The organism is Mycolicibacter arupensis (assembly GCF_002086515.1).
In the GTDB taxonomy this organism is placed as follows: domain Bacteria; phylum Actinomycetota; class Actinomycetes; order Mycobacteriales; family Mycobacteriaceae; genus Mycobacterium; species Mycobacterium arupense.
Window position 1 is genome coordinate 1 of sequence record NZ_MVHH01000120.1, and the last position, 736, is coordinate 736.

Consider the following 736-nt stretch of genomic DNA (forward strand, 5'->3'; position numbering starts at 1 on the left):
GCGGGCTGGCGCACGTTGGCCACCCAGTAGTCGGCGTCCAGCACCGGAGTGGGCCCGGATGGGTCGACCACGGTGGACAGGAAGGGGATCTGCGGTGTCTGGGGGACGATGTCGGCCAACTCGGCCCGCAGTTCCTCAAGGATCGGATCCATGAAGGCGGTATGAGAGGCCACCTCCATATTCACCCGCCGCGCAAACCGCTCCGCCGCCGCCACCTCAGCGATCACCGCATCCACATCCGCCGGCGCACCTGCCACCACCGTCTGCCGCGGCGACAAATACCCCGCCACCTCAATACCGGGATAACCCGCCAACAACTCGTGAGCCGCAGCAGCATCCAACTCCAACAACGCCACCGCACCCCGACCGGCCTGACGCGACATCAACGCCGACCGCACCCCGATCACCCGCAAACCCTGCTCCGGCGTCAGCGCCCCGGCCACCACCGCCGCAGACACCTCCCCCATCGAATGCCCAATCACCGCATCCGGAACAACCCCATAGGAACGCCACAACGCAGCCAACGCCAACTGCAACCCCATGATCACCGGCTGCACCCGCGCATCACCGGAGACCTCACGGCCCTGCTCAATCACCTCACGCAGCGAAAAACCCACCTGCCGGGCAAAAACCGGCTCCAACTCATCAACCGCCGCAGCAAACACCGGCTCATCGGCCAACAACCGACGACCCATCCCCACCCACTGCGAACCCTGACCCGAAAACACAAACACGG

General features: G+C 65.6%; 1 protein-coding gene. It reads right to left on the minus strand.

Annotated elements, in window-relative coordinates:
- Nucleotides 1-736: acyltransferase domain-containing protein (locus BST15_RS20950; protein ID WP_133053209.1), on the minus strand; the 736-nt coding region annotated here is incomplete at both ends.